We start from the raw sequence: 6,322 nt of genomic DNA on the forward strand, positions 1-6,322 counted from the left end.
CAGTGATAACAGAAGATGATGTCGCCATCGACTGATTCAGGGTGGGCCGCCAGATAGTCGGCTTTGGTGGGGAGCTGCTCCCACGAGGTGGTAGGGACATGCTTGCGTTGGCTGGTGTAGTAGACCCAGTAGAACAGAAAAAAGACCGCCAGGATCACGAATGTCAGCAGATGGTCCATCTTGAACTCCTCCGGTTAGGTGCAGCCCCTCGGATGCATGGCTGCAATCAGCTCCATCATCATTAAATTTGTGTCGAATGAATATGTTACAGGATGGATAAAGAGGGCGTTGTGATCCCCTTCGGGTTTTGCCCGCCCGCAGCGGGATGAAAAATGTGTCGTTTGGCGGAGCGGCCAGGGTATTGAACGGGGAGGGAATCTTGCTTTTTACAACATAAATTCAACATTTTTTTAGGTGGTTGGACTGTCTCTTTGATCCAGCTCACGTTACAATGCCCGCGCCCACTTCACCTAACGCGCAAACGATTTTCAGGAGAGAAACGGATGTTGAAACGTGACATGACCATCGCCAATTATGATCCGCAATTGTGGCAGGCCATCACAGACGAAACCCGTCGTCAGGAAGAGCATATCGAGCTGATTGCGTCTGAGAACTACACCAGCCCCCGTGTCATGGAAGCCCAGGGCTCCCAGCTGACCAACAAGTACGCCGAAGGTTACCCCTCCAAGCGTTACTACGGTGGTTGCGAGTATGTGGATGTGGTCGAAACCCTGGCTATCGAGCGCGCCAAAGAGCTGTTCGGTGCCACTTACGCCAACGTGCAGCCGCACTCCGGCTCTCAGGCCAACAGCGCCGTTTACATGGCTCTGCTGCAGCCGGGCGACACCGTACTGGGCATGAACCTGGCACACGGCGGTCACCTGACCCACGGCTCTCCGGTCAACTTCTCCGGCAAGCTGTACAATATCGTGCCTTACGGTATCGATGAGTCCGGCAAGATCGACTACGACGACATGGAACGTCAGGCTGTCGAGCACAAGCCGAAGATGATGATCGGTGGCTTCTCCGCCTACTCCGGTATCGTTGATTGGGCCCGCATGCGCGAAATCGCCGACAAGGTCGGTGCCTACCTGTTCGTCGACATGGCCCACGTGGCTGGTCTGATTGCCGCTGGCGTCTACCCGAACCCGGTTCCCCACGCTCACGTGGTCACCTCCACCACCCACAAGACCCTGGCCGGTCCGCGCGGTGGTCTGATCCTCTCCGCCGCTGACGACGAGGAGCTCTACAAGAAGCTCAACTCCGCCGTCTTCCCGGGTGGTCAGGGTGGCCCGCTGATGCATGTCATTGCCGGTAAAGCCGTTGCCTTCAAAGAGGCGCTGGAGCCGGAGTTCAAGACCTATCAGGCTCAGGTCGTGAAAAACGCCAAGGCGATGGCCGCTACCTTCATCGAGCGCGGTTACAAGATCGTCTCCGGCGGTACCGACAACCATCTGATGCTGGTTGACCTGATCGGCCGCGAGCTGACCGGTAAGGATGCTGACGCCGCACTGGGCAAAGCCAACATCACCGTTAACAAGAACTCCGTGCCCAACGACCCGCGCTCCCCGTTCGTCACCTCCGGTGTGCGGATCGGTACCCCGGCCATCACCCGCCGCGGTTTCAAGGAAGCCGAGTCCATCGAGCTGACCCACTGGATCTGCGACGTACTGGACAACCACGACAACGATGCCGTGCTGGCCACAGTGCGTGAGAAGGTGCTGGATATCTGCCGCCGCTTCCCGGTTTATGGCTGATAAGTCAGACCATCCGGTTTGAGACCAATGCCACCTTCGGGTGGCATTGTTTTTTCTGGCGTTGGGCAACACGAGAGGGATGAGATTGAACCACGAAGAGAAGATACCGAGCGAAGAAGCACACTCCTGCGCAGAGCGGGACAAGGTGCTGGAGGCGGAGCTTCGGCTGGCAATCCGCGCCCAGTATCACTTTCGTGCCAGTGAGCAGGGGCTGCTGGCATGGGATGTACGGCGGTTGGTGCGACTGAGCCGTGATCTGCCGCTGCAGGCGGTGGCATTGAGCGACATTGCCGAGCTTGACCGTGATCACTGGTATGGCCATGGCAGCGCCACTCCTACGGTGCGCAGCGTAGTCGAGCACTGCCAGCTCATCATGGCGGCGGATCTCGCCTACCCGATCATTCTCGACAGCGCCGGTCGGGTGATGGATGGCATGCACCGGATAGGCAAGGCATTGATGCTGGGTCATGACTATATCGATGCGGTGCAGTTTACGGTCGACCCAGCCCCCGATTATCTGGGTTGTGATCCTGATACTCTGCCTTACGACGAGTGAGTTGCCCATTAGTGATAACGAACAGAAAAATCACGCTTTTCCGCTTTTTACCACGGTTGGATGGCCGTGCTACACTGGCCGACCTAGATCCTGGCCCGCCGGGCCGGTCCCTGTTCCATTAACGCCGGAGGTCCGATGCATTGCCCATTCTGTAGTGCGGTTGATACCAAGGTGATCGATTCCCGCTTGGTGGCAGAAGGCCATCAGGTGCGCCGCCGTCGTGAGTGTCTGCTCTGTCACGAGCGTTTTACCACCTTCGAGATGGCCGAGCTGGTGATGCCCCGCGTCATCAAGTCCAACGGCTCCCGCGAGCCGTTCAACGAAGACAAGCTGCGCGCCGGTATCCTGCGGGCGCTGGAGAAGCGGCCGGTGAGCATGGAGGCCATCGAAAAGGCGGTCAACCATATCAAATCTCGCCTGCGCGCCACCGGCGAGCGGGAAGTTGCCTCCGAGTTGGTAGGCAATCTGGTGATGGATGAGCTCAAGGGATTGGACAAGGTGGCTTATATCCGCTTTGCCTCCGTCTATCGCAGCTTTGAAGATATCCGCGAGTTTGGTGAAGAGATCGCCAAGCTGGAGAAGTAAACCTCCATGCTCACCCATGTTGCCGCGTCCGATTACGCTGCGCTAATCGAACCTACGATACTGCGTAAAGTCGAGATGTGTTGTCAAAGGAGCCCGAATGTTTAGTCAAGATGATTACCAATGGATGAGTCGGGCCCTCGATCTGGCCCGCCGCGGCCGTTACACCACGGCCCCCAACCCCTGCGTCGGCGCCGTGTTGGTGAAAGATGGGGTGGTGGTTGGCGAAGGGTGGCATCAGAAGGCGGGCGAGCCCCATGCCGAGGTCTACGCCCTGCGCGCTGCCGGTGACAACGCCCGTGGCGCCACCGCCTATGTGACCCTCGAACCCTGCTCCCACCACGGTCGAACTCCTCCGTGCGCCGAAGCGCTGATCAACGCCGGCGTGGCCCGGGTGGTGGCGGCCATGGTCGATCCCAATCCCCAGGTAGGCGGACGCGGCCTGCGGATGCTCTCCGAAGCGGGGATCAAGACAGATTTCGGCCTGCTGGCGAGCGAAGCCGAGGCGCTCAACCCGGGCTTTTTCAAGCGGATGCGTACCGCCTTCCCGCGGGTGACCGTCAAGCTGGGGGCCAGCCTCGATGGCCGCACCGCCATGGCGAGCGGCGAGAGCCAGTGGATCACCTCCCCGGATGCGCGCCGTGACGTGCAACGGCTGCGGGCCCGCCACGATGCGGTGCTCTCCAGCGCTGAAACCGTGCTGGCCGATGGTGCCTCCCTGACCGTGCGCTGGGACGAGCTGCCCCCCTCGGTCAAGGCGAGCTACCCCAAAGAGACCCTGCGCCAGCCGCTGCGAGTCATCGTCGATTCGCAAAACCGCCTCACACCCGACTTGCCGCTGTTCCAGAGCGAGAGCCCGGTGCTGCTGGCCCGTCACAAGGCGTCCGGCGAGTGGCCCGCATGGGTGCAGCAGCTGGAGCTGCCGCTGCTGGATGGCAAGCTGGATCTGGTCAGCCTCTTCATGCTGCTGGCCAAGCAGAACGTCAACTCGGTGTTGGTTGAGGCGGGCCCGCGGCTGTGCGGCGCTCTGCTGGAAAAAGGGCTGGTGGATGAGCTGGTGCTCTATCAGGCACCCAAACTGATGGGCGATGAGGGGCGTGGCCTGTTCCATCTGCCCGGCCTGACCCGGCTGTTCCAGGCGCCCAAGCTCGCCATCAAGGACATGCGCATGGTGGGGCCGGATATTCGCATTACCGCCAAATTAGCCTGATTTATCAATGTTCAAGGGGGCATAATTAGCCCCCGTCATCAGCAAGGTGATCTGCATGTTTACCGGAATTATCGAAGCGGTGGGAACCCTGGCCGAACTGCGTCGTCAGGGCGACGACATGGCCCTCACCGTGCACGCCCCGAGCCTGGATTTTAGCGACGTCAAACTGGGCGACTCCATCGCTACCAACGGCGTCTGCCTCACCGTGGTGGCGCTGGGCGACAAGAGTTATACCGCCGACGTGTCGCTGGAAACCCTCTCCCGTACCGGTTTTGCCGCCGCCAGAGTGGGCGATCGGGTCAACCTCGAGAAGGCGCTGATGCCCACCTCCCGCCTCGGCGGCCATCTGGTCTCCGGCCATGTGGATGGGGTAGGGGAGGTGAAAAGCGTCTCCAGCAGCGGCCGCGCCATCGAGTACTGGATCAAGGCGCCAGGGGAGCTCTCCCGCTATATCGCCGAGAAAGGCTCCATTGCGGTGGATGGCATCAGCCTCACCGTCAACGCGGTGCAGGGCGACCTTTTCCGCCTGACGATCGTGCCCCACACCGCGCAGGAGACCACCATCGCCAGCTGGAAGCCGGGCCGCAAGGTCAACCTCGAGGTGGATCAGATCGCCCGCTATCTGGAGCGGCTGATGATGGGGAAAAGTCAGGAGAGCAGCGCCTCGACCCTGACCATGGAGACGCTGGCCAAGGCCGGTTTTCTCTGACGGTGTGCGCTAAATCTGGCCACCAAAACGATTTTCTGTGATCCCGCTCTGATTGAAATGGAGCCGCTAGCCCCAATCTAGAGCAACATACACACGCATTTGCGTTGAGCCTGCGGGCTCAACCCCCAAGCACACTGATGGAGTAGCCCATGGCGCTGAGCACAACCCAGGAAATCATTGCCGATATCAAGGCTGGCAAGATGGTGATCCTGATGGATGACGAAGACAGGGAGAACGAAGGGGACCTCATCATGGCCGCCTCCTGCGTCCGTCCGGAGGATATCAACTTCATGGCCCGCTACGGCCGTGGCCTCATCTGCCTGACCCTGACCCGGGATCGCTGCAAGCAATTGGCGCTGCCGCTGATGGTGGATCGCAACAATGCCCAGTTCTCCACCGCCTTTACCGTCTCCATCGAGGCGGCAGAAGGGGTGACCACAGGTATCTCAGCCGCCGATCGTGCGGTGACCGTGCAGGCCGCTGTGGCGCCCAATGCCAAGGCGGCCGATCTGGTGCAGCCGGGCCACATCTTCCCGCTGATGGCGCAGGATGGCGGTGTGCTGACTCGCGCCGGTCACACCGAAGCGGGCTGCGATCTGGCCCGTCTGGCCGGTTTCGAGCCTGCCGCCGTCATCGTCGAGATCCTCAACGAGGATGGCACCATGGCGCGCCGCCCTGACCTGGAGATCTTCGCCGAGGAGCACGGCATCAAGCTTGGCACCATCGCCGACCTTATCGAGTACCGCAACCAGCACGAGACCACGGTCGAGAAGGTGGCCGAGTGCAAGCTGCCCACCGAGTTTGGCGAGTTCGACCTCATCACCTTCCGCGACACCATCGACAATCAGGTTCACTTCGCCCTGAAAAAGGGTGAGGTGCAGGCCGACCAGCCGACCCTGGTGCGGGTGCACCTGCATGATGTGCTGAGCGATCTGCTGCTGACCGACCGCCACGCCGCCCGCAGCTGGCCGCTGCCCAAATCCATGGCCCGCATCGCTGACGAGGGCGGCGTGCTGGTGATTTTGGGGGCGGAATCCCATGGCGCCGAGCTGCTGGCCCGGGTCAAGGGTTTTGAAGCCGCCGACAAGGGACTGGCACCGGAAGGGGCCAAGTGGCAGGGCACCTCGCGCCGGGTTGGTGTGGGTTCCCAGATCCTTAAGGCCCTTGGTGTAAGCAAGATGCGCCTGCTGAGCTCGCCGAAGAAGTACCATGCCCTCGGTGGTTTCGGTCTGGAAGTGGTTGAATACGTCGGCGAGTAACGTACTACCAGAGAAGTACCATCCCCTTCCGGGTGGCTTCGGTCTGGAAGTCGTGGAATTTACCGGCGAGTTAGCGCGTCGGACTGGTTAAATCGCGATCATGGCCGTCTATTGCGGCCATGGTTTTTGTCGTGGGTCTGTTGTGCTAGAATGTGCGCACTTTTGACTCCGGCCCTTTTGATTGCACAGATACAGGATTTCCAATGAAGGTTATCGAAGGAAATATCGCCGCTCCTGAGGCGCGCGTTG

The 6,322-nt window shown here is 60.5% G+C and carries 6 protein-coding genes; all 6 read left to right on the forward strand.

Going from position 1 to position 6,322, the window contains the following annotated elements:
• Positions 1-503: 503 nt before the first annotated feature.
• The 6 genes from glyA (at position 504) to ribBA (ending at position 6,073) form a co-directional block, all read left to right on the forward strand.
• The gene (gene glyA, locus AACS18_RS06115) at positions 504-1,757 is read left to right on the forward strand and encodes a serine hydroxymethyltransferase (RefSeq protein ID WP_005338884.1); all 1,254 of its coding nucleotides are present in this window, start codon (positions 504-506) and stop codon (positions 1,755-1,757) included.
• Between the two features lie 79 nt (positions 1,758-1,836).
• Positions 1,837-2,313 carry a hypothetical protein gene (locus AACS18_RS06120; RefSeq protein ID WP_100646667.1) on the forward strand — a complete coding sequence of 159 codons (477 nt, stop codon included), beginning with the start codon at positions 1,837-1,839 and terminating at the stop codon, positions 2,311-2,313.
• A gap of 135 nt (positions 2,314-2,448) precedes the next feature.
• On the forward strand, positions 2,449-2,898 hold the full coding sequence (nrdR, locus tag AACS18_RS06125; RefSeq protein ID WP_005298086.1) for a transcriptional regulator NrdR: 450 nt from the start codon (positions 2,449-2,451) through the stop codon (positions 2,896-2,898).
• 97 nt (positions 2,899-2,995) lie between these two features.
• Positions 2,996-4,105, forward strand: a complete 1,110-nt coding sequence (gene ribD, locus AACS18_RS06130) for a bifunctional diaminohydroxyphosphoribosylaminopyrimidine deaminase/5-amino-6-(5-phosphoribosylamino)uracil reductase RibD (protein ID WP_108613923.1) — start codon at positions 2,996-2,998, stop codon at positions 4,103-4,105.
• 55 nt (positions 4,106-4,160) lie between these two features.
• Complete coding sequence (locus tag AACS18_RS06135) at positions 4,161-4,814, forward strand: riboflavin synthase (protein WP_108613924.1); 654 nt, start codon at positions 4,161-4,163, stop codon at positions 4,812-4,814.
• A 149-nt stretch (positions 4,815-4,963) separates the two neighbouring features.
• Positions 4,964-6,073 (forward strand): bifunctional 3,4-dihydroxy-2-butanone-4-phosphate synthase/GTP cyclohydrolase II, encoded by a 1,110-nt coding sequence (gene ribBA, locus AACS18_RS06140; RefSeq protein WP_108613925.1) that lies wholly within the window; start codon positions 4,964-4,966, stop codon positions 6,071-6,073.
• Positions 6,074-6,322: the final 249 nt, after the last annotated feature.

The sequence above is a fragment of the Aeromonas sp. HMWF015 genome, from assembly GCF_963878965.1.
Taxonomy (GTDB): Bacteria; Pseudomonadota; Gammaproteobacteria; order Enterobacterales; family Aeromonadaceae; genus Aeromonas; species Aeromonas veronii.